18 protein-coding genes are annotated in these 24,109 nt (G+C 70.3%); 7 read left to right on the plus strand and 11 right to left on the minus strand.

Annotated elements, in window-relative coordinates; genetic code table 11:
- Positions 1–4: 4 nt before the first annotated feature.
- Genes FHR37_RS16505 through FHR37_RS16515 form a run of 3 tightly spaced genes read right to left on the minus strand, consistent with a single transcriptional unit; the run spans position 5 to position 3,041 of the window.
- Positions 5–943: a type II secretion system F family protein gene (locus FHR37_RS16505; RefSeq protein WP_092880262.1), complete on the minus strand. Its 939-nt coding sequence runs from the start codon at positions 941–943 to the stop codon at positions 5–7.
- On the minus strand, positions 940–1,803 hold the full coding sequence (locus FHR37_RS16510) for a type II secretion system F family protein (RefSeq protein ID WP_092880265.1): 864 nt from the start codon (positions 1,801–1,803) through the stop codon (positions 940–942). The genes FHR37_RS16505 and FHR37_RS16510 overlap by 4 nt, the downstream gene beginning before the upstream one ends.
- Complete coding sequence (locus FHR37_RS16515) at positions 1,803–3,041, minus strand: CpaF family protein (RefSeq protein WP_092880267.1); 1,239 nt, start codon at positions 3,039–3,041, stop codon at positions 1,803–1,805. The genes FHR37_RS16510 and FHR37_RS16515 overlap by 1 nt, the downstream gene beginning before the upstream one ends.
- Positions 3,042–3,338: 297 nt before the next feature.
- Between FHR37_RS16515 and FHR37_RS16520 the strand changes: the two genes are divergently transcribed.
- Positions 3,339–3,809 carry a hemerythrin domain-containing protein gene (locus tag FHR37_RS16520; RefSeq protein WP_092880270.1) on the plus strand — a complete coding sequence of 157 codons (471 nt, stop codon included), beginning with the start codon at positions 3,339–3,341 and terminating at the stop codon, positions 3,807–3,809.
- A 60-nt stretch (positions 3,810–3,869) separates the two neighbouring features.
- Here the strand turns inward: FHR37_RS16520 and FHR37_RS16525 are convergent, their stop codons facing one another.
- On the minus strand, positions 3,870–8,768 hold the full coding sequence (locus FHR37_RS16525) for an NAD-glutamate dehydrogenase (protein ID WP_092880798.1): 4,899 nt from the start codon (positions 8,766–8,768) through the stop codon (positions 3,870–3,872).
- 278 nt (positions 8,769–9,046) lie between these two features.
- On the opposite strand from FHR37_RS16525, the gene FHR37_RS16530 reads away from it, so the two are divergent.
- The 3 genes from FHR37_RS16530 (at position 9,047) to FHR37_RS16540 (ending at position 10,583) form a co-directional block, all read left to right on the plus strand.
- Positions 9,047–9,589 carry a DUF2505 domain-containing protein gene (locus FHR37_RS16530; protein ID WP_175542305.1) on the plus strand — a complete coding sequence of 181 codons (543 nt, stop codon included), beginning with the start codon at positions 9,047–9,049 and terminating at the stop codon, positions 9,587–9,589.
- Positions 9,590–9,618: 29 nt separating this feature from the next.
- A complete protein-coding gene (locus FHR37_RS16535) occupies positions 9,619–10,194 on the plus strand; it encodes a DUF402 domain-containing protein (RefSeq protein WP_139238779.1) in 576 nt (191 codons plus the stop codon).
- 176 nt (positions 10,195–10,370) lie between these two features.
- The gene (locus FHR37_RS16540; protein WP_092880276.1) at positions 10,371–10,583 is read left to right on the plus strand and encodes a hypothetical protein; all 213 of its coding nucleotides are present in this window, start codon (positions 10,371–10,373) and stop codon (positions 10,581–10,583) included.
- 8 nt (positions 10,584–10,591) lie between these two features.
- On the opposite strand, the gene pruA is transcribed toward FHR37_RS16540, so the two are convergent.
- Entirely contained in the window at positions 10,592–12,217 is a 1,626-nt protein-coding gene (gene pruA, locus FHR37_RS16545; protein ID WP_092880802.1) for an L-glutamate gamma-semialdehyde dehydrogenase, read from the minus strand.
- Positions 12,218–12,405: 188 nt separating this feature from the next.
- On the opposite strand from pruA, the gene FHR37_RS16550 reads away from it, so the two are divergent.
- On the plus strand, positions 12,406–13,686 hold the full coding sequence (locus FHR37_RS16550) for an APC family permease (protein WP_092880279.1): 1,281 nt from the start codon (positions 12,406–12,408) through the stop codon (positions 13,684–13,686).
- 61 nt (positions 13,687–13,747) lie between these two features.
- Here the strand turns inward: FHR37_RS16550 and ku are convergent, their stop codons facing one another.
- From ku to FHR37_RS16580, 6 genes are all read right to left on the minus strand, one after another.
- On the minus strand, positions 13,748–14,695 hold the full coding sequence (gene ku, locus FHR37_RS16555; protein WP_237768530.1) for a non-homologous end joining protein Ku: 948 nt from the start codon (positions 14,693–14,695) through the stop codon (positions 13,748–13,750).
- A gap of 147 nt (positions 14,696–14,842) precedes the next feature.
- Positions 14,843–15,757, minus strand: a complete 915-nt coding sequence (murQ, locus tag FHR37_RS16560) for an N-acetylmuramic acid 6-phosphate etherase (RefSeq protein WP_237768531.1) — start codon at positions 15,755–15,757, stop codon at positions 14,843–14,845.
- A gap of 47 nt (positions 15,758–15,804) precedes the next feature.
- On the minus strand, positions 15,805–16,728 hold the full coding sequence (locus tag FHR37_RS16565) for a MurR/RpiR family transcriptional regulator (RefSeq protein WP_092880287.1): 924 nt from the start codon (positions 16,726–16,728) through the stop codon (positions 15,805–15,807).
- A 209-nt stretch (positions 16,729–16,937) separates the two neighbouring features.
- Positions 16,938–18,674 carry a serine hydrolase gene (locus FHR37_RS16570; RefSeq protein WP_330831746.1) on the minus strand — a complete coding sequence of 579 codons (1,737 nt, stop codon included), beginning with the start codon at positions 18,672–18,674 and terminating at the stop codon, positions 16,938–16,940.
- Positions 18,675–18,720: 46 nt separating this feature from the next.
- Entirely contained in the window at positions 18,721–20,106 is a 1,386-nt protein-coding gene (locus tag FHR37_RS16575) for an exo-beta-N-acetylmuramidase NamZ family protein (protein ID WP_092880804.1), read from the minus strand.
- A 56-nt stretch (positions 20,107–20,162) separates the two neighbouring features.
- On the minus strand, positions 20,163–22,031 hold the full coding sequence (locus FHR37_RS16580) for a glycoside hydrolase family 3 protein (protein ID WP_092880293.1): 1,869 nt from the start codon (positions 22,029–22,031) through the stop codon (positions 20,163–20,165).
- Between the two features lie 347 nt (positions 22,032–22,378).
- Between FHR37_RS16580 and FHR37_RS16585 the strand changes: the two genes are divergently transcribed.
- Together FHR37_RS16585 and FHR37_RS16590 are read left to right on the plus strand one after the other, a co-directional pair.
- Entirely contained in the window at positions 22,379–22,798 is a 420-nt protein-coding gene (locus FHR37_RS16585; RefSeq protein ID WP_092880296.1) for a response regulator, read from the plus strand.
- A 55-nt stretch (positions 22,799–22,853) separates the two neighbouring features.
- On the plus strand, positions 22,854–24,020 hold the full coding sequence (locus FHR37_RS16590; protein ID WP_237768532.1) for a glycoside hydrolase family 5 protein: 1,167 nt from the start codon (positions 22,854–22,856) through the stop codon (positions 24,018–24,020).
- The last annotated feature ends 89 nt before the right edge of the window (positions 24,021–24,109 follow it).

A 24,109-nucleotide genomic window follows, 5' to 3' on the forward strand; every position in this document is an offset into this window, starting at 1 on the left:
TCTCTCATGGGGACACCATCTGAAGACTGATGGCGCCCGGAAAAAATGCGAACAGCACGGTCACGGGCAGCACGAGGAACACGATCGGCACCATCATGCCGATCTCCTTGCGCCCGCCCGACTCGATCAGCTCCCGCTTGCCGGCTTCGCGGACATCGGCCGCCTGCGCGCGCAGCACGTCGGCCAGCGGGGTGCCGCGTTCGACGGCGATGGCGATGCCGTCGACGAACCTCGCCAGGATGGAGACGTTGGTACGGTCGCCCACCGACTCCAGCGCCTGCACCAGCGTGGCGCCCGTGCGCGCCTCGGACAGCGCGAACCGGAACTCCCTGGCCAGCTCCCCCTTGCTGACGTTCGCCACGCGTTCGAGCGCGGCCACCGGACCCTCCCCCGCCGTCACCGACAGCGCGAGCATGTCGGCAACGGTCGGGAACTCCGCCATCATCCGGACCTCGCGCTTCTTCACCTGCTCCACCAGGCGCCGGTCGCGCAACAGGATGCCGATGACGAACGCGGCGAAGCACAGGATCAGCAGCGGGATCGGGTTGGTCCCCCGGCTCACCAGGAGCAGCAGCGACATCGCCAGGGCGGCGGCGAACCCGGCCGCTCCCCAGATCAGCTGCTCCACCCGGAAGTCCTCCACCCGCATGTCCAGCCCGGCCTGCTGGAGCCGGCGGCGGATCACCGCACCGCCGCCGAGTACGCGTTCGAGCAGGCCGGCACCTCTGCGGAAGTAGGGCCGCAGGATGCGTTCCAGGGTGGGGAACGGAGTGAACACCCGGTCGGACAGGTCGTAGGCCGCGGGTCCGGCCGCGTCGCGGATGTAGGGCGCCAGCCGGTCGTCGAGCTTCGGCCGGCGGAGCACCGGCAGCCGGACGATCGCCAGCACCAGGCCGAAGCCGGTGAGCAGACCGAGCAGTGCGCCGTACCAGCTGATCGTCATCGCAGCACCCGCTGTTCTTCGGGCAGCCGGCCGATCCGCAGCATGAGCCGGTAGGCGACCGCGCACAACGCGGCGCCCACGACCAGGATGAAGAAGCCGAGCGGGGAGTTGTAGCGGGCGATGACGTCCCGCTGGAACGACATGAAGCCCAGCACCAGCCACGGTGCGGCGACCGCGAGCCGGGCGCTGTTGACGGTCATGGACTGGCGTGACTCCAGCTCACCCCGGGTGCGGACGTCCTCGCGCAGGAACGAGGAGAGCGTGCGCAGCAGCCGGCCCAGGTCACTGCCGCCGACCTCGCGGGCGATCCGGAGCGACTCCACGATGCGGTCACCCACCGGGTCGGCGAGGTTGCGCTTGAGCTGGTCGAGGCATTCGTTGAAGCGGCCGGTGGCGCGGTAGTCCTCTGCGAACCGCTGGAACGGCCGGCGCAGCGCCTCCGGCCCGCGGACCCCGATCTGGGTGAGTGCCTCCGCCAGGGAGAGCCCGGCCCGGACGCTGGAGGCGAGGTTGTCCACGACGTCGGGCCACAGCTCGCGCAGCTCCTGCCGACGTGACCGGGCCCGGTATCGCACCAGCGCCAGCGGGCCGTAGCCGGCGAACGAGGCGAACGCGAGCGCCACCGGGAACGCGCCGGAGATGACGAACATGACCAGGAAGACGAAGATCCCCACCCCGAGACAGGCGCCGAGCAGCTGCCCCGGACTGACCGCCTCGATCCCGGCCTGGGCGAGCAGGTCCTCCAGGCGCTCGCGGAGCGAGGGTCCGGACTTGGCGGCGGCCTTGGGTGTCGGCTTGAGGAACGACCTGATGATCAGCACCAGGCCGAGCCCCAGCATCAGGCCGAGGAGGATTCCCATCAGGCGACTCCCTCGAAGCGGGGCGCCAGCAGGCGGGACAGGTCGTAACCGATGCGCTCGAAGCGGTCCGGGTGCGGTGGGTAGCCGTCGGCGCGGACCAGCCGGTCGCCGCGCAGGACGAAGATCGGCTCCAGCTCCACCACGTCGCCCTCGACCCGGCCCGGCACCGCGCAGATCTCGCGTACGCGCCGCCGGCCGCTCTCGATCAGCTGGGTGTGCACCACGATGTCGACCGCGCCGGCCACGGTCGGAACGACGAACCGCGAGCCGATGTTCTCCCCCGCAAGCAGCGGAAGCGTGCACATCTTGGTGATCGCCTCGCGGGCGGAGTTGGCGTGGATGGTGCACATGCCCGGCAGCCCGGAGTTGAGCGCGATCAGCAGGTCGAGGCACTCCTCGGCGCGGACCTCGCCGACGATGATCCGGCTGGGCCGCATCCGGAGGGCTTCCTTGACGAGGTTGCGCAACCGGATCTCGCCGGTGCCCTCGAGGTTGGACTGCCGGGTCTGCATCGGCACCCAGTCGGGCAGCGGGATCTTCAGCTCGAAGACCTCCTCGCAGCTGACGATCCGCTCCCGTGGCGGCACCGCGGCGCCCAGGCAGTTGAGCAACGTGGTCTTGCCGGCCTGGGTGCCACCCGCAACAAGGACGTTGAGCCCGGCGACGACGCAGGCCTCCAGGAAGTGCGCGCCCTGAGTGGTGAGGGTGCCGAGGGAGACGAGGTCCTCGAGGTGGGTGGCCCGGACCACGAACTTGCGGATGTTGACCGCCCAGTGCGTGCGGGTGATGTCGGGGATCACGACGTGCAGCCGGCTGCCGTCGGGCAGCATCGCGTCCACGAACGGGGTGGAGAAGTCGATCCGTCGACCGGTGGTCTTGAGCATCCGCTCGACCAGGTCGCGCACCTCGTCGGCGGTGAGCACCGTGGTGGTGAGCTCGGAGCGGCCGTTGCGGGCGATGAACACCTTCGAGGGCTGGTTGATCCAGATCTCCTCGATGGTGGGGTCGTCGAGATACTTCTGCAGCGGGCCGAACCCGGCGATGGCGTTGAACACCTCGCGGGCCACCTCACGCTGGTCGCCCAGCGGAGGCAGTGTGGCCACCAGCGTGCGCTCGTCGTAGCGAAGGATGACCTGGTCGATGATCCGGCGGATCGCGCCCGGCTCCTTGAGGGGGTCGAGCCCTTCGCGGCGGACCTTCTCGCGCACCTCGGAGTCGATGATGTCGACCGCACTCATGTCTTCCCTGCACCCCGCGCCACTAGCACGTCTACATCCCGGTCAGCGGCCTTGATCTCGAAGCCGCTCGTGGATTGTGTCATGCACCGATCTCGACCGCGAACGGTTGTCCACAGGCCTTCCGGACGTACCGCGAATGGTCACCGGCCGGTCGCCCCTGGTCCGCCGGCGGGCGTTCCGGGCCGGTGAGTCGGCTAGGGTCGGTGGCAGCGTCGCGTGCCGGTGGCAGGCCGTGTCAGGCATGGAGGCGCCGAACCGAAGGACTGTCGATGCTCTCGTCGCTCCCTTCGTTCTCGCGTGACTGAGCGCGAGACGACCAGGCTCGTCGCCTGGAGCACCGAACTAAGCCGCGTCCACCGACGCATCCGTGAGGCGCTGCGCGTCACGCAGGAGGCCGTACGCGCCGGGCGCCCGGCCGAGCAGGCCGGGCGCGACCTGCTTCTTTACTGCCACGGCTTCTGTGCCGCACTCGACGGCCACCACAGGGGTGAGGATCGAGCACTGTTTCCTGCCATCGAGGAAGCGCACCCCGACCTGGCACCCGTTCTCCGCGCGCTCGAACAGGACCACTCGATGATGGCTCACCTTCTCGGTGAACTGCGCGCGGCAGTCGACCGATCCGCTCCGGCGGAGGAGCTCGACCGTCACCTGGAAGGCGTGGCCGCGATCATGGAGAGCCACTTCCGCTACGAGGAGCGCCAGTTGCTCACGGTCCTGGAAGCTCTCGAACTGCCCGCCACCGTGAGCGACGTGCTCGGGCCCCTCTGAGCCGCAACGGATCCGAGCCGGAACCGGGTGGTCGCTCCAAGGGTGTTGCGAACAACACCCCTAGTTGGCGGACGGGAGGAGGCGGCGGACGACGCGGAGACCGACGGACAGCCGCGCCAGGTCGGCGACGTCGCCCTCCACGATCTCGCCCAGGGTCGAGCGGGTGCGGCTGACCAGCGCCTGGTCGCGTTCGGCCCAGGCGTCCACCCGCTCCTCCGGCTCGGCGTCGCCCGGCGTCACCGACAACGCGTCCATGGTCAGCTGGGCGTGCACGTTGTGCAGGTCGTCGCGCAGCGTCGCCCGGGCGGTGGTCTGCCAGCGGTCCTGCCGGGGCAGGGCGAGGATGCGTTCGAGCAACCGGCCGAGCTCCAGGCGTTCACCGAGGACGAAGTGCACCCGGGCCACGTCCATCAGGTCGGCACCGGTGCGGTTGGCGGTCTCCACGATGCCCAGGCCGGCGTACGTCGGCGCCAGTGCGGCGACCCGGGTGGCCAGCTCCTCCGGCACCCCCGCCTCGACGAACCCGTGCAGCCGGCCCTCGAACAGCGTCCGCTCGCGGCCGGTCAGCACCTCCGGCAGCGACTCCGACAGCTCCCGCATCCCCGCGGCGAAGAACTCGATCGTGGCCGCGACGTCCATCGGCGGGCGGCGGTTCTGTACGAACCACCGGCTGGCGCGTTCGGCGATCGTGCGCGCCTCCAGCCGCATCCGCACCTGCATCCCGGACTCGATCCGGTTGTCCAGCCGCTGGATCTCGGCGAAGATCTCGTCCGCGCCGAAGATGGCCCGGGCGGCGACGTGGGCGCGGGCCAGCTCCTCCGCCGGAGCGCCCGTCTCCAGCGACAGCCGGGGATAGAACGTCATCCCGGCCATGTTGACCATCCGGTTGACCACCTGGGTGGTGATGATCTCCCGGCGCAGCGGGTGGTCGGCCATCTGGTCCTGGAAGCGGTCCCGGATCGGCTCGGGGAAGTAGGCGGCCAGCTCGGCGTTGAGGTAGGGGTCGTCGGGCAGCGACGTCCCCAGCAGCTCGCTGGCCAGCACGATCTTGGTGTACGCGAAGAGCACGGCGAGCTCGGGTGCGGTGAGCCCGCCGCCCTGCGCCTGGCGTTCGCGGAACTGCTTGGGGTTGGGCAGGAACTCGAGCTCCCGGTCGATCAGGCCGAGCTTCTCCAGCCGGCGGATCCAGTCGGCGTGCACGTGCATCAGCGCCTTGGATCCGGCGGCGGCGTTCTGCAGGGCGACGTTCTGCTGGTAGTTGTCGTCCAGGACGAGCTGGGCCACCTCGTCGGTCATCCCGGCCAGCACCTCGTTGCGCTGCTTGCCGGTCAGGTCGCCCTCCTGCACCAGCCGGTCCAGCAGGACCTTGATGTTGACCTCGTGGTCGGAGGTGTCGACGCCCGCGGAGTTGTCGATGAAGTCCGTGGTGAGCTTGCCGCCCTGCTGGGCGTACTCGATCCGGCCGAGCTGGGTGAGGCCGAGGTTGCCGCCCTCCCCCACACAGGCGGCGCGCAGCTGCCGGCCGTTGACGCGCACCGCGTCGTTGGCCTTGTCGCCGGCGTCGGCGTGGGTCTCGGTGGACGCCTTGACGTAGGTGCCGATGCCGCCGTTCCACAGCAGGTCGACCGGCGCGGTGAGGATGGCGCGGATCAGCTCGCTCGGGGTGAGCGCGTCGACGTTGCGGGCGATGCCGAGCGAGGCGCGGACCTGTGGGCTGAGGGGGATCGACTTCGCCGTCCGGCGGTAGACCCCTCCCCCGGTGCTGATCAGGTCGCGGTCGTAGTCGGCCCAGCTCGACCTCGGCAGGCCGAACAGCCGCCGGCGTTCGTCGTAGGACGCGTCGGGGTCGGGATCGGGGTCGAGGAAGATGTGCCGGTGGTCGAACGCCGCGACCAGCCGGGTGTGCCGCGAGCACAGCATGCCGTTGCCGAAGACGTCACCGGACATGTCGCCGACGCCCACACAGGTGAAGTCCTCGTTCTGGCAGTCCCGGCCGAGCTCGCGGAAGTGCCGCTTGACCGACTCCCACGCACCGCGGGCGGTGATGCCCATCGCCTTGTGGTCGTAGCCGTCGGAGCCGCCGGAGGCGAACGCGTCGCCGAGCCAGAAGCCGTAGGACTTCGCCACGTCGTTGGCGATGTCGGAGAAGCTCGCGGTGCCCTTGTCGGCGGCGACCACGAGGTAGGCGTCGTCGCCGTCGTGGCGTACGACGTCCTCCGGCGGGATCACCTCGCCCCGCTGGAGGTTGTCGGTGATGTCCAGCAGCCCGCTGATGAACGTGCGGTAGGACGCGACCCCCTCGGCCATCCAGGCGTCGCGGTCGCCCGGGTCGGGCAGCTGCTTGGCGAAGAACCCGCCCTTGGCGCCGACCGGCACGATCACGGTGTTCTTCACCATCTGTGCCTTGGCCAGGCCGAGCACCTCGGTACGGAAGTCCTCACGACGGTCGGACCAGCGCAGCCCGCCGCGGGCCACCGGGCCGAACCGCAGGTGAACGCCCTCCACCCGCGGGGAGTAGACCCAGATCTCGTACTGCGGCCGCGGCTCGGGCAGCTCGGGGTTGGAGCGCGGGTCGAGCTTGAACGAGATGTACGGCTTGGGCTCACCGTCGGCGTCCCGCTGGAAGTAGTTGGTGCGCAGCGTGGTGCGGACGAGGTTGAGCAGGGAACGCAGGATGCGGTCGTGGTCCAGGCTCACCACGTCGTCCAGGCCCGCCTCGATCTGCTCGACCAGCCTGCCGGCCTGCTCGTCGCGCGCCTTCGGGTCCTGGTCGCCACGCGGGTCGAAGCGCGCCTCGAACAGGCTGACCAGCCGGCAGGCCAGGTCGACGTTGGCGGTGAGCGCGTCCTCGATGTAGCTCTGGCTGAACGTCGACCCCGACTGGCGCATGTACTTCGCGTACGCGCGCAGGATGCTCGCCTGCCGCCAGTCCAGCCCGGCCCGCAGCACCAGCGCGTTGAACCCGTCGCTCTCGGCCCGGCCGGACCACACCGCGGAGAACGCGTTCTGGAACAGCTCCCGGATCGCGGCGGCCGGCGCGCCGACGACCGCGGCGTCGTAGACGAGCCCGAAGTCGTAGATCCAGGCCCGGCGGTGGTCGGCGGTCTCGATCTCGTACGGGCGTTCGTCGATGACCTCCACACCCATCCGGGTGAGGCGGGGCAGGACGTCGGACAGCGACAGGCTCTGGCCGGTGCGGTAGATCTTGAACCGGCGTTCGTTCGGCGCGGCGTCGACCGGCTCGTACAGCGACAGGCCCAGGCCCCCTTCGACGGGCAGCTCCTCCAGCCGCAGCAGGTCGGCCACTCCGGTGCGGGCCGGGAAGTCGTCGCGGTAGGCGACCGGGAACGCCTCGTCGTAGCGATGCAGCAGCCGCGCGGCCTCCGCCTCGCCCACCTGGTCGTTGAGCGCGTCGGCGAAGTCGTCGGACCAGGTGCGGGTGGCCTGGGACAGCTGCTCCTCCACCTCGGCAACGTCGAGGTCGGGGATCGTGGCGCCGCGCGGCATCCGGATCACGAAGTGCAGCCGGGCCAGCACCGACTCCGACAGCCGCAGCGCGAAGTCGATGGTCTCCCCGCCGTAGGCGGCGAGGAGCAGCCGCTGCAGTTCCAGGCGTACATCGGTGGAGAACCGGTCGCGCGGGAGGTAGACCAGGCAGGAGACGTAACGGCCGTAGTCGTCACGGCGTACGAACAGCCGCAGCCGGCGGCGCTCCTGGAGGTAGAGGACGGCCATCACGGTCGGGAGGAGCTCCTCGGCCGACACCTGGAACAGCTCGTCGCGCGGATAGGTCTCCAGGATGTCCAGCAGGACCTTGCCGGAGTGGGAGTCGGTGGAGTAGCCGGAGCGCTCGATCACCTCGGCCGTACGGGCGCGCAGGACGGGGATGCGGCGCACGCTCTGGGTGTAGACCGCGGAGGTGAACAGCCCGAGGAAGCGGCGCTCGCCCACCACCTCACCGGACTCGTCGAAGGTCTTGATCCCGATGTAGTCGAGGTAGGCCGGCCGGTGCACCGTGGAGCGGGAGTTGGCCTTGGTGAGGATGAGGAGCCGCTTCTCCTTCGCCTTGGTGCGCACCTGCGACGGCATCTGCCGAAACGACCGGGTCGAGCGCGGGTCCGAACGCAGGATGCCGAGACCCTTGCCGGGCACGGCCCGCATGATCGAGTCGCCGTCCGGTGTCTCGTGCAGGGTGTACTCGCGGTAGCCGAGGAACGTGAAGTGGTTGTCGGCCAGCCAGGTGAGCAGCTCGCGGGTGTCGGCGATCTCCTGCTCGGGCAGCGGCGGCGGGTTGGTGGCGAGGTCCTCCACCACCTCCAGTGCCCGGCCTCGCAGCTTGTCGAAGTCCTCCACCGACTCGCGGACGTCGTTGAGGACCCGGCGCAGGTCGGCCTCGATCTGCACCAGGTCGCCGGGGTCGCTCACCCGGTCGATCTCGACGTGGATCCACGACTCCGGCACCAGGTCGGGGTCCCGGCGGTCGGCCGCCGCCGCGGGCGTTCCGTTGTAACCGCCCTCGACGCCGAGCAGCCCGCCGGTGATCTCCCGGTGCACGGTGACCTGCGGGTGGACCACGAGGTGGATGCCGTGCTTGCGCCGGGACAGCTCCATCGTCACCGAGTCGACGAGGAACGGCATGTCGTCGGTGACGACCTCCACCACGGTGTGGCTGCACGACCAGCCGTGCTCCTCGACCGTGGGGGTGAAGACGTTGACCGCGGCGGTGCCCTGCGGGCGCTCCTGCGCCAGGCGGTAGTGGCTGCGCGCGGTGCCGTAGACGTCCACCGGGTCGCGGTGGAGGAGGTCCTCGGCGGAGACGTGACGGTAGTAGATGGCCAGCAGCCGCTCCACCTGGTCAGGTGGTAGCGCTCCGGCCGAACGACTGTGCTCGGCGACCTTGGCGGCGTCGGCCAGGATCGCGTCCTTGGCGTCGTCCCACTTGCTGCCGGTGACGGTCATGACCTCGCCTTGTCCCTCGGTCCAGCTGTCCACCGGAGCCACGGCAGGCGCCGGGGCCGTACGCCGTCGTACGGGCCTCTCCGACCCTAATCCCTGCCCCCGGGTCCCTGCACGGTCCACGCGAGGAGGCACGGGGTGGGATGAATCCGGCGACCGGTGCGTCACGGGCGTCACGGGCGTCACGGGCGTACGGGTCGGGCAAAGGCCCCCGACGGGGCCCGGCGGGGTGGGCGGCCTGGACGGGCTGGACGGGCTCGACAGACCTCCGATGGGATTCGATGTCGGCAAACGCGGCGATCTTCGTGTTGGATCTCACCATGGACCTTCATCGGGAATGCAGCTACGCGGCTCCGCCGGACACCGTGTACGCCATGCTGACCAACGAGAGCTTCATCCGGCACCGGGTGGAGAAGGCGCACGCGCTGAGCTACGACATCGACGTACGCGACGGCGACGGCGGCGGCGCCCGCTCGACCACCCACCAGTCGCTGCCCGCGAAGGTGCCGGACTTCGTCCGCAAGTTCGTCGGGGAGCGGATCGAGCTGGACGAGGTGATCGACTGGGGACCGCCCGGTCCGGACGGGTCCCGTACCGGCGACCTGAAGGTCGACATCGCCAACGCGCCGGTCACGATGCGGGGCAAGATCCGGCTGGTGCCCGACGCGGGCGGCTCGTCCACCAAGCAGATCGTGGACGCCGACCTGAAGGCGTCGGTCCCGATCATCGGGAAGAAGATCGAGCAGGCCGCCGCGCCCGCGGTGATGGCCGGCCTGGACGGCATGGAGGATCTGGGCCGCGACTGGCTGGCCGCCAAGCGGTGACGGCGCGGGCGTCCGGGACCGCGGCACAGTTGTCCGGGGCGACCGGGGAGACCGGGGCGGTCGACGGCGTGGAGCCGGCGGCGTCGATCCATCCGCCGCACGTGGAGACCTACGACGTCGAGGCCGGCATCAACGTCGACCGCGAGGGCGTCTCGCGGTCCCTCGACGCCTGGGAGGTCACCGGCTTCGGGCTGTACTTCTCCCGGCCGCTGACCGGCCACCCCACCATCTGCTGGGTGCAGTCGTGGATCCTGCCCGGGCTGGGCATCCGGGTCAGCGACTTCCGGGCGCACCCCGGGCTGGTCCGGTCCGAGAACCACTACGTCGACGTCATGGCCACGAGCGTCGACGGACCGGTGTGGCGCACCGTCGACCACTACCTCGACATCCTGGTCCGTACCGGCGACGGCGCCCGGGTGGTCGACTCCGACGAGTTCGTGGCCGCGGTGCAGGCCGGCCTGCTCGGCCCGGCCGACGCCGAACGCGCGCTGGAGTCGACCTACGCCGCGTACGCCGGAATCGTCGGCCACGGCCACGACGTGGACGCCTGGCTGCGCGACCTCGGGATCGAGCTCACCTGGGCACCGCCGGCGGAGGTGGGCTGACCCGCCGGAGGTGGGCTGAGCCGCCGCCCCCGGCGCCGGTCACGCAGCGTCGGTTCGTGATCAGTACGGCGTGTCGGCTCGGCGTTGCCGGTCCTTGCTGCGAACGTGAGTTCGGTACCGCCCGGAGGCACCTGCTCCCGGCGGCCCGGATTCCACCGACGTGGGGAGGCCCGGTCATGACCGACACGACACGCGAGACGACCTACCAGTGCCCGACCTGCCGGCGGCTGGAGCTGTTCGTCCAGCCACAGTGCGACGACGGCCACGGCGAGGCCTGCCCCGACTGGGCCTGCGTGATCTGCGGCACGGCGTTGTTCGTGGACTCCACGTTCGCCGACGGCGAGCAGGTCGAGGTCGAGAAGGTACGCAGAGCCCCGCGCGTCGCCTGACCCGCGGCTCAGCCCAGGTGCGGGTAGCGGAAGTCGGTGGGCGGCACGAAGGTCTCCTTGATCGTCCGCGGGCTCACCCAGCGGACGAGGTTCCAGACCGAGCCCGCCTTGTCGTTGGTCCCACTGGCCCGCGCTCCTCCGAACGGCTGCTGGCCCACCACCGCACCGGTCGGCTTGTCGTTCACGTAGAAGTTCCCGGCGGTGTAGCGCAGCCGCTCCGCCGCGGTGGCGACCGCCCGGCGGTCCTGGGCGATCACCGCGCCGGTGAGGCCGTACGGCGACGCGGCGTCCAGCGCCCCGATGACCTGGTCGTACGCGCTGTCCTCGTACACATGCACACCGAGGATCGGGCCGAAGTACTCCGTGGTGAAGATCTCGTCGGTGGGGTCGTCGCCGGTCAGGATCGTCGGCCGGACGAAGTAGCCCACGCTGTCGTCGAGCGTCCCGCCGGCGACGACGTGGACGGAGTCGGTCGCCTTGGCGCGCTCCAGCGCGGCGGCGTGCTTGGCGTACGCCCGGTCGTCGATGACCGCACCCATGAAGTTCGACAGGTCGGCGACGTCGCCCATCGTCAGCGCATCGGTCTCGGCGGCGAGCTCGTCGGCGATCCGGTTCCACACGCTGCGCGGCACGTAGGCCCGGGAGGCCGCCGAGCACTTCTGCCCCTGGTACTCGAAGGCCCCGCGGACGAGCGCGGTCCGCAACACGTCCGGGTCGGCGGAGGCGTGGGCCAGGATGAAGTCCTTGCCGCCGGTCTCGCCGACGATCCGGGGGTAGTTGTGGTAGCGGTCGAGGTGCTCACCGACGCCGCGCCACAACGTGCGGAACGTCGCCGTCGACCCGGTGAAGTGGATCCCGGCCAGACTCGGGTGGGCGAGCGCGACCCGGGACACCGCCAGCCCGTCACCGGGCAGCAGGTTGATCACGCCGGGCGGCAGGCCCGCCTCCTCCAGCATCCGCATCGTGAAGTACGCCGCGAACGTCTGGGTGGGCGACGGCTTCCACACGACGACGTTGCCCATCAGGGCCGGTGCGGTCGGCAGGTTGGCGGCGATCGCGGTGAAGTTGAACGGCGTGACCGCGTAGACGAAGCCCTCCAGCGGCCGGTAGTCCAGCCGGTTCCACACCCCGGGTGAGGAGATCGGCTGCTCGGCGTGGATCTGGCGGGCGAAGTGCACGTTGAACCGCAGGAAGTCGATCAGCTCGCAGGCCGCGTCGATCTCGGCCTGCTGGACCGACTTGCTCTGGCCCAGCATCGTCGCGGCGTTCAGCGTGTCCCGCCACGGGCCGGCGGCCAGGTCGGCGGCCTTGAGGAAGATCGCCGCGCGGTCGTCGAAGGACATCGTCCGCCACTCGTGCGCGGCGTCCTGGGTGGCCTTGACCGCATCCTCGGCGTCCTGCTCGGTGGAGTTGCGCAGCGTGCCGAGCACGTGGGCGTGGTTGTGCGGCATCACCACCGGAACGGGGTCGCCGCCGCCGGCGCGGGTCACCCCGCCGATGGTGGCGGTGAGCTCTGTCTGGTCGCCGGCCAGCTCCGCCAGCCGGCGGGACAGGCTCGCGCGCTCGGCGCTCCCGGGGGCGTAGGACTTGACCGGCTCGTTGGCCGGCGGGGGTACCTGCGTGACGGCATCCATCGGTGGCTCCCGCGTCTTTGTGGGCGTGGAGAAGGCTGGGTGGGCCTCCCGGTCGGGGAGGTCCCGGCGCCATCGTCCCACCCGGACACCGGTCGCGGTCGGCGCGGGGACGAAGAACCGCACCGCCCGATATCGTTCCCCGCAGAATCGATCAGCCCACAGCCCAGCTTTTCCGGAGGACTCCGCCGATGAGCGGTTCGGGCAACGCCGCGGGGCCCGACCGGCTGGCGCGCCGGCTCGGTGTCGGCGACGCGGTCGTGATCGGGCTGGGGTCGATGATCGGCGCCGGTGTGTTCGCCGCGTTCGGGCCGGCCGCGGCCGCCGCCGGTGCGGGACTGATCGTCGGCCTGGTGGTCGCGGCGGTGATCGCGTACTGCAACGCGACCGCGTCCGCCCAGCTCGCCGCCGCCTACCCGACCTCCGGCGGCACCTACGTGTACGGACGCGAACGCCTCGGCCACTGGTGGGGCTTCGTCGCCGGCTGGGGCTTCGTGGTCGGCAAGACCGCGTCGTGTGCGGCGATGGCACTGACGTTCGCGGCTTACGCGGTGCCGGGTCCGTGGTGGGTGCAACGGATCGTCGCGGTGCTCGGCGTACTCGGACTGACCACCCTGAACTACCGCGGCGTGACGCGTACGGCCCAGGCCACCCGGGTGCTGGTCGCGTGCTCCCTGACCACCCTCACGGTGCTGGTCGCCGGCATCTGGCTGGGTGGGCACGCCTCACCGGACCGGGTGGGGGGCTGGGACGCGCTGACCGCCGGTGGGGCGTACGGCATCCTGCAGGCCGCGGGACTGCTCTTCTTCGCGTTCGCCGGCTATGCCCGGGTGGCCACCCTGGGCGAGGAGGTTCGCGACCCGGCACGGACGATCCCGCGGGCGATCCCGCTGGCGTTGGCGATCACCGTCGTGATCTACGTCGTGGTCGGCCTGTCCGCGCTGTTCGCCGCCGGGCCGGAGCTGCTGGCCCGGGCGGCCGCACCACTCGTGGCGACGGTGCAGGCGGCAGGGGTGGGCGGGCTCGCGCCGCTGGTCCGGATCGGGGGCGCACTGGCGAGCCTCGGCGCGCTGCTCGCACTGATCGCGGGCGTGGGACGCACGACCCTGGCGATGGCGCGCAACCACGACCTGCCCGGGTGGCTGGCCGCGGTCCACCCCCGCTACCGGATCCCGCACCACGCCGAGCTCGCGGTGGCGGCCGTGGTCTGCGTGCTGGTCCTCGCCGCGGACCTGCGCGGCGTGATCGGCTTCTCGTCGTTCGGCGTACTGGTCTACTACGCGATCGCCAACGCGTCGGCGTTCACCCAGCCGGCCGACCAGCGGCGCTGGCCACGCGCGCTGAACGTGCTCGGCCTCCTCGGCTGCGTGGTGCTGGTGGCGGCGCTGCCGTGGACGTCGGTGGTCGCGGGCGTGGTGATGTTCGGGCTGGGCCTGGCAGGCCGGGCGGTCGTCCTGCGCCGCCGGGCCTGAACCCCGGGCTCGCCAGGCCAACAAGGCCAACCAGGTCGACCAGGCCAACCAGGGTTCGGTCCTACGCCGACTTGCGCGCCGGTGTCTTCGCGGTCTTGGCGGCCGGCTTCTTCGCGGCCGCCTTCTTCGTGCCGGTCTTCTTCGCCGCGGCCTTCTTGGCGGTGGTCTTCTTCGCCGCCGCCTTCTTGGCCGGTGCCTTCTTCGCCGCCTTCCCCGACTGCACCGACTTCACCGACTTCACTGCCCCGGCCGCGCCGCCGGTCGACTCACCGCGTTGCCGGCGCGCCTCGTCCACGCTGGCCTGCAACGCCGCCATCAGGTCGACCACCTCGCCCTTGGCGGGTGCCGCGGCCGAGGGGGTCTCCACCTCGTGCCCGGTCGCCTTGGCCTCCAGGACGACCTCGAGGGCGGTGCGGTACTCGTCGTGGTAACGGTCGGGATCGAAGCTGGTCTCCAACGTCTGGATGTAGGACTCCGCCATCGCCACCTCCTGCGGGCGGACCTCCACCTCCGACGCCGGCGCGGCGAACGACGCGTCGCGCACCTCGTCCGGCCACAACATCGTCTGCAGAACGAGCACGTCCTCCTTGGGACGCAACATCGCAAGGGCCTCCCGGTTGCGCAAGGCCACCTTGACAAGGGCGGTCTGGCCGGTGCGGCGCAGTGCGTCGCGCAACAGGACGTACGGTTTGGCGGCCGGCCCGTCGGCCTGCAGGTAGTAGCTGCGGGAGACGTAGATCGGGTCGATCTCCTCCGCCGGAACGAACTCCAGCACCTCCACCACGTGCCGGGTCGGCAGCGGCAGGTCGGCCAGGTCGTCCGCCGTCAGGATCGCCATCTCACCGTCGGGAAGCTCGTATCCCTTGGCGATGTCGGAGTACGCCACCTCCTCGCCGTCGACCTCGCAGATGCGGCGGTACCGGATGCGCCCACCATCGGTGGCGTGAACCTGACGGAACGCGACATCCTTCTCCTGGGTGGCCGCGTATACCTTGACGGGGATCGTCACCAGGCCGAAAGAGACCGAACCCTTCCATATCGCCTGCACAGGGACCTCCGGCACGTCTGGGCGCGTCGACGAGGTAGGAGACGCACCTGGAACCTCCACACTGCGTGGTTCTCTACCCCTGGTGCAAGACCACAACCGGACAGGTGTTCACACCCGGCGCACGTCGGCGAGCGCTGCGTGGACGTGCCCGTCGGCGCGTTCCAGCGCCGCCCGCGCCACCGTCGGCGCGACCCCGCCGAGCACCGCGACCAGGGCGGTCTTGAGCTCCCCGCCGGCGTCGGTGAGTGCCCGGGCGCAGGTCTGCTGGTCCTCCCCCGTCGCCTCGCCGAGGATCTCCAGCGTTCGCCCGCGCAGCTTGGCGTTCGTGGCCATCAGGTCGACCATCAGGTTGGAGTACGTCCGTCCCATCCGGACCATCACCGCGGTGGAGAAGGCGTTCAGGATCAGCTTCTGCGCGGTGCCGGCCTTCATCCGCGTCGACCCGGCGATCACCTCCGGGCCGGTGTCGACCGCGACGAACGCGTCGACTTCCGCGCCCACTGCGGCCGACGGGTTGGCGGTCACCAGGACGGTGGCCGCGCCGAGCCTGCGGGCGGCCCGCAGGGCGCCGACGACGTACGGCGTCCGGCCGCTCGCGGCGAGTCCGACCACCACGTCACCGGCCACCGCCGACTCGGCGATCTCCGCCGCCCCGGCCTCCTCGTCGTCCTCTGCTCCCTCGATCGCCCGCAGCAGGGCGGTCGGGCCGCCGGCGGCGTGGGTGACGAACCAGCCGTTCGGCACGTTGAACGTCGGCGGCAGCTCGGCGGCGTCGAGTACGCCGAGGCGTCCGGAGGTGCCGGCTCCGACGTAGTGCACGCGGCGCCCCTCGCGTAGTGCCTGCACCGCGAGGTCGACCGCGGCCGCGAGGCGGGGCAGCACCGCACGGACCGCGCCGGCCACCTGCTGGTCCTCGTCGTTGATGAGTTCCAGCACCGCGAGGGTGGGCACCCGGTCGATCTGCGTGGTGCGCGGATTGCGTGCCTCCGTGGGTGATTCCACGCGTACGAAGTCATCGATCACCGGCGGGGTTCCCTTCTCCTGACGCGGTTCGCTCCGCGACTCTCCCATCAGCGCCGACCGCGCGAAGCCGCGACCCGGCGTCCGCTGATCGCGTCGAAGGTCACCTCGAGTGCGCCCATCGTCTTGTCGTAGTGCCGCCTCGCCACCGCGACGAACAGGCAGTCCACGACGGTGAGCTGGGCGATCCGGCTGGCGGTGGCGCCGGAACGGAACGTGGTCTCCCGCGCCGCCGTGGTGAGTACGTAGTCGGCGACGTCCGCGATCGGGGACCGCGGGAAGTTGGTCAGCGCCACCGTGGTCGCGCCCCGGTCGCGTGCCTGGGCGAGCACCTCGATCGTGTCGCCCGTCATGCCGGTGTGGGAGATGCCGACCGCGACGTCGCCCGGGCCGAGCAGGGCGGCGCTGGCCAGCGCGGCGTGCGTGTCGACCCACGCGAACGCCAGCCGGCCGATGCGGTGCAGCTTCTGCTGGAAGTCCAGGGCCACGAACGCGCTCGCGCCCACACCGAAGAGCTCGGTGCGCCGTGCGGCGGCGAGCACCTCCGACACCGTCTCCACCACCTCGACGTCGAGCTGGCGGGCGGTCTCCTCCACCGCACGCGCGTCGGCGAACGCGACCTTCTCCACGATCTGTGCCATCGAGTCGTCGGGACCGATGTCGCTGCCGACGACCCTGCCGCGGTCGCCGTCGCGAGCGGATTCCCGGGCCGACTCCGCCGCCAGCCGAAGCCGCAGCTCCGGGTAGCCGGGTAGTCCGAGAACCTTGCAGAACCTGATGACCGTCGTCTCCGACGTGCCGGCCGCGCGGGCCAGCTCGGTGATGGTGCGGGCCGACGCCCCCTCCGGATCCTCGAGGACGAGGCTCGCCACGCGGCGTTCGGCCGGTGACAACGAAGGAGCGAGGGCCCGGATCCGGATCACGACGCCCTCGGCCACCGGGTCGGCCTCAGGAATCTTCGAATTCTTGCCCATGATGGAAAGTAACTTACCCTCGCAACCTGGGAGCGCGTGTCCAGCCACGCTCGCGACCGCCACCTGGACGAACCTCGTTCCCGAACGCCGGGCCGGGGTTCACCACCGACCACCACACCATCGCCGTCGACCACCCGTCGAGCCGGAAGCCGGACCAGTGTCCGTGTTCCCCGCGGTGTCGCTAGCGTGCACTGTCGGTGACGAATGGTTCAGCGCGTTGCCTGTGACCAGCCGTCCGCGAGGAAGCGATCGGCTTCCCGCTCCCCGTTGAACAGCGTGCCCTGCGCGTCACCCAACCGGACCTCATCGACGTAGACACCGCGACCCTGGTAGAGCGGATCGGTGACGTATCGCCAGCGAAGCTGGACCTGACCTGGCGATTCGTCGACCTCAGCGTACGCCTGCTGCCAATGTCGTCCGGTGAATCCGGAGATAGAGCCGTCATGGTTAGCGATCCGTCCGCGACTCGACACGACGTACGGCAGCGGCGACCACGTAGCGCCACCGTCGCGGGACAACTCCAGTGTCAGGACGTCTGCGATTTCGGTGTCCACGAACAGGTCGAAGCCAAGTCTGGTGCGTTCCTCCCGCAACGTCACCGGCAACGTCAGCGTCGCCGTGGTGTCGTCGGCGTGACCGGCGTACCACGCGGTGCGACCATGTCGCGGCGTGACGTCGAGTGCCCGCGCCACGTGGTCGGCGACCGTGCGGCGCGCGACGTTGACGCTGCTCCACTCCCTGCGCGGGTGGACCCGGTTGGTCGTCAGGATGGCGATGGAACGCGACAACATGTCGATGACCACCGACGTCCCGGTGAACCCGGTGTGCCCCGCTGTGCGCGGTGAGGACAACGCACCCATGTAGAACCGCTGGTCGAGCTCGAACCCGAGCCCGTGTGCGTGACCGGGGAAACCTTCGTTCAGGTCGGTGAGCATTGCCGTGACCGTCTTCTCCTCGAGGACACGGTGACCTGCGTACTTGCCGCCGTTCATCATCGTCTGCGCGAGGATCGCGAGATCGGACGCGGTGGAGAACACCCCGGCATGTCCGGCGACACCGCCCAGCGACCAGGCGTTCTCGTCATGGACGCTACCCCGCACCATGCCCCGGTCGGGGTCGGACTCGAACTCCGTGGCCGCCACCCGGTTCAACTTGTCCGCCGGCGGGTTGTAGCCGGTGTCGACCATGTGGAGTGGTTCGGTGATGCCGGCGCGCACGAGTTCGTTGAGGCCGCGGCCGGTGACGCGCTCGACCAGCACGCCGAGGGTGATGAGGTTGAGATCGGAGTAGACGTACGTCGTTCCTGCCGGCGCGCTCGGTTTGACCGCGAGCACTGCCGCGATCCGGCTCGCGCGGTCGGGGTAGGGCCGCCACAGGCGCATCCATGACGGCAGGCCGGAGGTGTGCGTGAGCAACTGGCGTACGGTGATTGGTTCCTTGCCGAAGGTTGCGAACTCCGGAAGGTACTTGGCAACCGGCGCGTCCAGGTTTACCCGTCCGGCCTCGACCTGCTGCATCACCACGATCGACGTGAACAGCTTGGAGATGCTGGCCAGGTCGAAAATCGTGTCCGGTCTCATCGGCACCTGCTGGTCCGCGGGCAGTTCGGCACCGGACGCGTCGGCGTACTTCACCGCCTGGCCCATCGCCTCGTGCACGACGACCTTGCCCTCGCGAGCGACCAGGACGACCGCACCCGGGTAGAGCGGGTGCCCGTCGCCCTGCGGCCGGAGGTATCCGCGCAGGTCCTCCACCATCGTGGCGAGTTCGGCGGCGTCCAGACCGGCCTCCTTCGGTGTGCCGGCACGAAGTCGGGTGCCGGGAGGAGCGAAACCTTCATACGGATGGTCGAAACCACGACTGCGTGCATCGGCGCGGGCGGGCGGTGGTATCGAAGCCAGTACGGCGACGAGAACCGTGCCGACCAACGCGATCGCGGTGACCACCCGTACGCTAGCCCGCCCTCTCCACCCGTCCATCGCCCGACCTGCCCTAGGCCCGTCGTCCCGGATACAGGAGGTACTGCCGACGGCGTGCGTCGAACTCCTTCACCTCCGCACTCCACGCACCCACCACCTCGGCCACGGACGCGCCGGCGTCGATCATCGTGCGCAGCCGCGGCGACCCCGACAGCTTGTCGATCCAGTACGGCCGTTTCGGGTCGTAGGTGTCGTAGCGCCACTGGAAGTCCGCGTACCGGCGGGCCTCCACCAGCATCGCCACCGCGGCCGGGATCGGCTGGAACGCGCGTACGTCGGTCACGTGCACCTGCACACCCGCGCAGGTCTCCCCGACGTACTTGTTGAACGTCGGCACGAAGTACGCCTCGCGGAACTCCACACCCGGAAGTCCGTGGGTGTTCAGCCGGTCGCCCCAGTGGTAGTCGAGGTACGGCGCGCCGACCAGCTCGAACGGGCGGGTGGTACCGCGCCCCTCGGAGATGTTGGTGCCCTCGAAGAAACAGGTGCCGACGTAGGCGAGGGCGGTGTCCGGCGTGGGGACGTTCGGCGACGGCGGCGGCCACAGCGGGTCGTACTCCTGTGCGCGCGAGTCCGGCCGCCAGCCCCTGACCTCCACGACCTCGAGGTCGACCGGGCGGCCCGCCTCGGCGGGCAGCAGCTCGCCGTTGAAGAACCGCGCGAGCTCACCCACCGACATGCCGTGCTGCTGCACGATCTCCTTGGCGCCGACGCCGGAGGTGTAGTCCGGCGTCATCATCGCGCCGTCCACCCGGCCGCCGATCGGGTTCGGCCGGTCGAGTACGACGTACCTGATGCCCAGGCGGGCGGCCGCGGCCATCGAGTTGTACATCGTCCAGATGTAGGTGTAGAACCGCGCGCCGACATCCTGGATGTCGAAGACCAGCGTCTCCACGCCGGCCTTGGTGAACAACTGACCGAGCTTCGCCTGGTTGGCGCCGTACGCGTCGTAGACGGGTACGCCGGTCCGCGGGTCACGGCTGTCGCCCTCCGAGCCGCCCGCCTGCGCGCTGCCGCGGAAGCCGTGCTCGGGTCCGAACGCGCCGGCGATCGTCAGGTCGTCGTGCTCGGCGAGGTCGTCCACGATGTGGCGGGCGTCGGGCAGGATGCCGGTGGGGTTGGAGAAGATGCCCAGTTTGGTGCCGCGCAGCACCGCCCAGTCGCCGGCGGCCGCGACCTCCGCGCCGGTGAACACCCGGCCGCCGGTGCGCGCGGCAGCCGAGGCGGTGGCCGGCTGGTCACCACGATCAGCCGCGGCCCGGCCGGCCTGCCGGTCGCCCGGGCGCTCGGTGGCGGCGGCGGCCGAGCCGGACAGCGGCAGACCGGTGGTCACCACCGCGCCGGAGGCCAGGGCCGAACCGAGGAGGGTGCGCCGGGACGGTGAACCGGTGCTGGTCATCGCGTGCTCCGTTTCGTTGCGGATCCGGTGGTCGCTGGTGCTTGCGGTTCGGGCGTTCACCAGGTGAGGCCGTGGCCGTAGGGATACAGCACGCCCGAGCCGTCGGCGGCCGGGATCTCCACCGGCAGCCGCCCGCGCGGGCCGACCTCGCCGCACAGCACCCGGGCGAGTGCGCGCATGGTCACGGCGTTCGGTGCGTACACCGCCACGCATGCCGGCGCGCGGTCGGCGTACGCCAGGTCGTAGGGGTCGGCGACCGCGACCACCACGATCGGCCGCCCGGTGCCGAGGAGCTTCTCGACCAGCAGGCGCTGTCTGGCCTGCGGGTCGGTGACGTCGGTGTCCCACGCCTTGGAGGTGAGTACGACCGTCAGGTCGGCGTCGTCGGCGGCGGCGACCGCGCCGGCGATCGCGGCGTCGGTGGGACGGGTGCCCGTGGACAAGGTCCGGGTCTCCGCTCCGCGGTCGGCCAGTGCGCCGGCGAGGTACTGCACCGCGCTGCCGCCGGCGCCGGCGACCAGGAGCCGGCGCCGGTCGACCCGCGCCGGGAGCAGGCCGGCGGCGTTCCTCACCACGGTGGTGGTCGCCTCGGTGATCCGGTCGGCCCGGTCCAGGTGTGCCGGCGTACCGACGGTGTCCGCCACCGCCGACACGTCGACGGCCGGGTGGTGGACGATCCCGTTGGCCAGCTTGAGCCGGATGATCCGGCCGACCGCCTCGTCCAGCCGGTGCCGGCTGATCCGGCCGGAGCGCACCGCCGCCAGCAGCGACCGGTGGGCCAGGTCGAAGGCCGGCGGTCGCAGCAGCATGTCCACCCCCGCGTTGATCGCGAGGATCACCACCTGGTCGTCGCCGTACTTGTCCCGTACGCCCTTCATGCCCAGGGCGTCGGTCACCACCAGGCCGGTGAAGCCCAGCTCCTCCCGGAGCAGGCCGGTCACGATCGGGCGGGACAGTGTCGCCGGGTCACCGGAAGGATCGAGCGCCGGAAAGACCAGGTGGCCGGTCATGATCGAGTCGATCCCCGCCTCGATCACCGCGCGGAACGGCGGCGCGTCGAGGCTTTCCCACTGCTGCCTGGTGTGCCGGATCTCCGGGATCCCGGTGTGGCTGTCCACCTTGGTGTCGCCGTGGCCCGGGAAGTGTTTCGCGGTGGCGGCGACCCCGCCGTCGCGCTGGTAGCCGAGCACCTGGGCGGCGGCAAGTTCGGCGACCAGCCCGGGGTCGGAGCCGAAGGATCGTACGCCGATGACCGGATTGCCCGGGTCGACGTTCACGTCGGCGTCCGGCGCGTAGTCGTGGTTGATCCCGAGCGCGGCGAGCTCGGCGCCGGTGATCGCGGCGGCCTCCCGCGCCGCGGCGGCGTCCCGGCCCGCGCCGAGCGCCATGTTGCCGGGGAACTGCGTGGCCGGCGGGCCGATCCGGGCGATCGTGCCCTGCTCCTGGTCGGTGGAGATCAGCAGCGGCAGGCCCGCGCCGGTGCCGGTCGCCGCGGCCTGGAGCCCGTTGGACAGCGCCGCGACGCCGGGCAGCGGCCCGACGTTGCCCGACCAGGTGAAGTAGCAGACGCCGCCAAGGTGATATTTCGCCACCACCTCCGCGGGCGTGGCCACGCCGTACTCCGCGGTGTTGCGGGCGTCGGCGCTGTCCGCGGCCGCGCCGTACACATGCGTCACCAGCAGCTGGCCGACCTTCTCCTCCACCGACATCCGGGCCACGACGCGGCGGATCCAGGCCTGCGCCCGGGGACCGGTCCGCTCCTCCGGCGGCGTCAGCGGTGTCGGCGTGCTCCCGCTCGGGGTGGCAGCCGCGGCCCGGCCACCCAGCGCGCCGAACGCGGCGACGGCACCGGCGGTGCCCAGCAGGACGGACCTGCGGGCAGGACGGGACGAGGGACGAAAACTTCCTACGTCGGCGGGGGCCATGTGCGGAAGCTACCTACGTAGCCCGGTGAGGTCAACGGGTCACGGGGGGTCCACGCCGGGCCGGTTCTGGACCCCCGGCACAGGAGCGGGACGACGGGCCTTCCCCACCGCGGCTCCGCCGGTCCCGCGGGGCGCAGGCGGCCGCGTCGTCCAAACGAACTACTCCGCTCTCGGCCAATCGAATCAACCGCCGTGCGCAATTGACCGACATTCATCTGGACTAGACGCCGGTCACATTTGAGCGACCAGAAGTTCGACCGGTAGTACGACGACTCGGCTGCTCGCGCTCACTAGGTTTTTCAACGTTCGGATCGCCGTTGCCGGGAGGAGTCATTCGAAGAACTCGTGTGGTCGTCGTCGGCAATCATCGCGAACTGGTCGATGCACTTGTCGACCTGCTGGCCGACGAGCCAGACCTCGAACTGCTCGGGGTTGCCGGCAACAGCGAGGAAGTACTCGCACTGGTGCAGGCACCACGCGCACCCGACGTACTTCTGTTCGACATCGATACGTACAGCGCGTACAGCGCGTACAGCGGGTCGAACAGCACATCGAACACCGAGTCGGCCGGGAGCAAAGAAGCCCCGAACGTCAATGACCTGAGCCATCGTCTACCGAATACCCGATTAGTTGCGCTGTCGAACTACGACGACATCGCCGCCGTTAGACAGACCCTCGAAGCCGGATTCCACCGACACGTGAGTAAGCGGTTCGTCGAGCAGGATCTGGCAGCAATTCTGAAGGAGGAGCATGCTAACCTGGGTTAGTTCTCGTTATCGAAAGACCACAAAGCGTGGTCGAGTCGCCGTATTGTTGGTCCCCGTGATCGTGTCGTTGATCGTTGGTCTGGTCGCTGCGTTCGCGCCGAAGCCCGGAAATGCACCGGGTGCCGACGATGCCACCGCAGGCGGTAACGCCAAGATCCAGACACCGTTGCACACGAACGGGTCCAACATCGTCGACGCCAGTGGCAAGAAGGTCAATCTGACCGGCGTCAACTGGTTCGGCTTCGAGACGGAGACGTTCGTGCCGCACGGTCTGTGGGCCCGTAACTGGGAGAGCATGCTCGACCAGATCCGGTCCACCGGTTTCAACACCATCCGATTGCCCTACACCAACCAGATGTTCGACAAGGAAAGCAAGCCCACCGGGATCAACTACAAGCTGAACCCGGACCTCAAGGGGCTGAAGGGCCTTCCGCTGATGGACAAGATCGTGAAGGGCGCGACCGACCGCGGCCTCATGGTCCTGCTCGACCGGCACCGTCCGACGGCGCAGGCGCAGAGCGAGCTGTGGTACACCCCGCAGGTCAGCGAGAAGCGCTGGATCGACGACTGGACGATGCTCGCCAAGCACTACAAGAGTGACCCGCTGGTCATCGGTGCCGACCTGCACAACGAGCCGCGTGGCCAGGCCACCTGGGGCACCGGCGTGAAGACCACCGACTGGCGGCTCGCCGCCGAGCGGGCAGGCAACGCCGTCCTCAAGGCCAACCCGAACTGGCTGATCGCCGTCGAGGGTGTCGAGTCCTACAAGAACGACTACTACTGGTGGGGCGGCAACCTCGCCGGCGCGAAGCAGAACCCGGTCCGGCTCAAGGAGAACGACAAGCTGGTCTACGCGCCGCACGACTACGGCCCCGGTGTCTACCAGCAGAAGTGGTTCACGGCGCCCAACTACCCGAACAACCTTCCGGGTGTCTGGGAGAAGCACTGGGCGTTCCTGAAGGACAAGACCCCGCTGCTGCTGGGCGAGTTCGGTGGCAAGTCGGTCAGCCCGAAGACCGCCGAGGGCAAGTGGCAGCACGCCACGGTCGCCTTCGCCAAGAAGCACGGCCTGAACTACACCTACTGGTCGTGGAACGCCAACTCCGGTGACACCGGCGGTGTTCTGAAGAACGACTGGAAGACCGTGGACAAGGCCAAGCTCCAGATGCTGCGGCAGTACCAGGCGCCGCTCGCGGAGGTGCCCACCGCCGACAAGCGGTGACCTCCGCGGTACCGAACGGCCGAACCGGTCAATGGTAGGGCCTCAAGGCTCAGTAGGTACGCGAAGTAGGTAGCACAACCGGGCGGTCC

It is taken from the genome of Actinopolymorpha cephalotaxi (assembly GCF_013408535.1).
In the GTDB taxonomy this organism is placed as follows: Bacteria; Actinomycetota; Actinomycetes; order Propionibacteriales; family Actinopolymorphaceae; genus Actinopolymorpha; species Actinopolymorpha cephalotaxi.

Coding starts and splice junctions, on each gene's coding strand:
- FHR37_RS16505 (WP_092880262.1), bottom strand. CDS start 943: ATGACGATCAGCTGGTACGGCGCACTGCTCGGTCTGCTCACCGGCTTC.
- FHR37_RS16510 (WP_092880265.1), bottom strand. CDS start 1,803: ATGGGAATCCTCCTCGGCCTGATGCTGGGGCTCGGCCTGGTGCTGATC.
- FHR37_RS16515 (WP_092880267.1), bottom strand. CDS start 3,041: ATGAGTGCGGTCGACATCATCGACTCCGAGGTGCGCGAGAAGGTCCGC.
- FHR37_RS16525 (WP_092880798.1), bottom strand. CDS start 8,768: ATGACCGTCACCGGCAGCAAGTGGGACGACGCCAAGGACGCGATCCTG.
- FHR37_RS16530 (WP_175542305.1), top strand. CDS start 9,047: ATGTCGGCAAACGCGGCGATCTTCGTGTTGGATCTCACCATGGACCTT.
- FHR37_RS16540 (WP_092880276.1), top strand. CDS start 10,371: ATGACCGACACGACACGCGAGACGACCTACCAGTGCCCGACCTGCCGG.
- pruA (WP_092880802.1), bottom strand. CDS start 12,217: ATGGATGCCGTCACGCAGGTACCCCCGCCGGCCAACGAGCCGGTCAAG.
- FHR37_RS16550 (WP_092880279.1), top strand. CDS start 12,406: ATGAGCGGTTCGGGCAACGCCGCGGGGCCCGACCGGCTGGCGCGCCGG.
- FHR37_RS16565 (WP_092880287.1), bottom strand. CDS start 16,728: ATGGGCAAGAATTCGAAGATTCCTGAGGCCGACCCGGTGGCCGAGGGC.
- FHR37_RS16575 (WP_092880804.1), bottom strand. CDS start 20,106: ATGACCAGCACCGGTTCACCGTCCCGGCGCACCCTCCTCGGTTCGGCC.
- FHR37_RS16580 (WP_092880293.1), bottom strand. CDS start 22,031: ATGGCCCCCGCCGACGTAGGAAGTTTTCGTCCCTCGTCCCGTCCTGCC.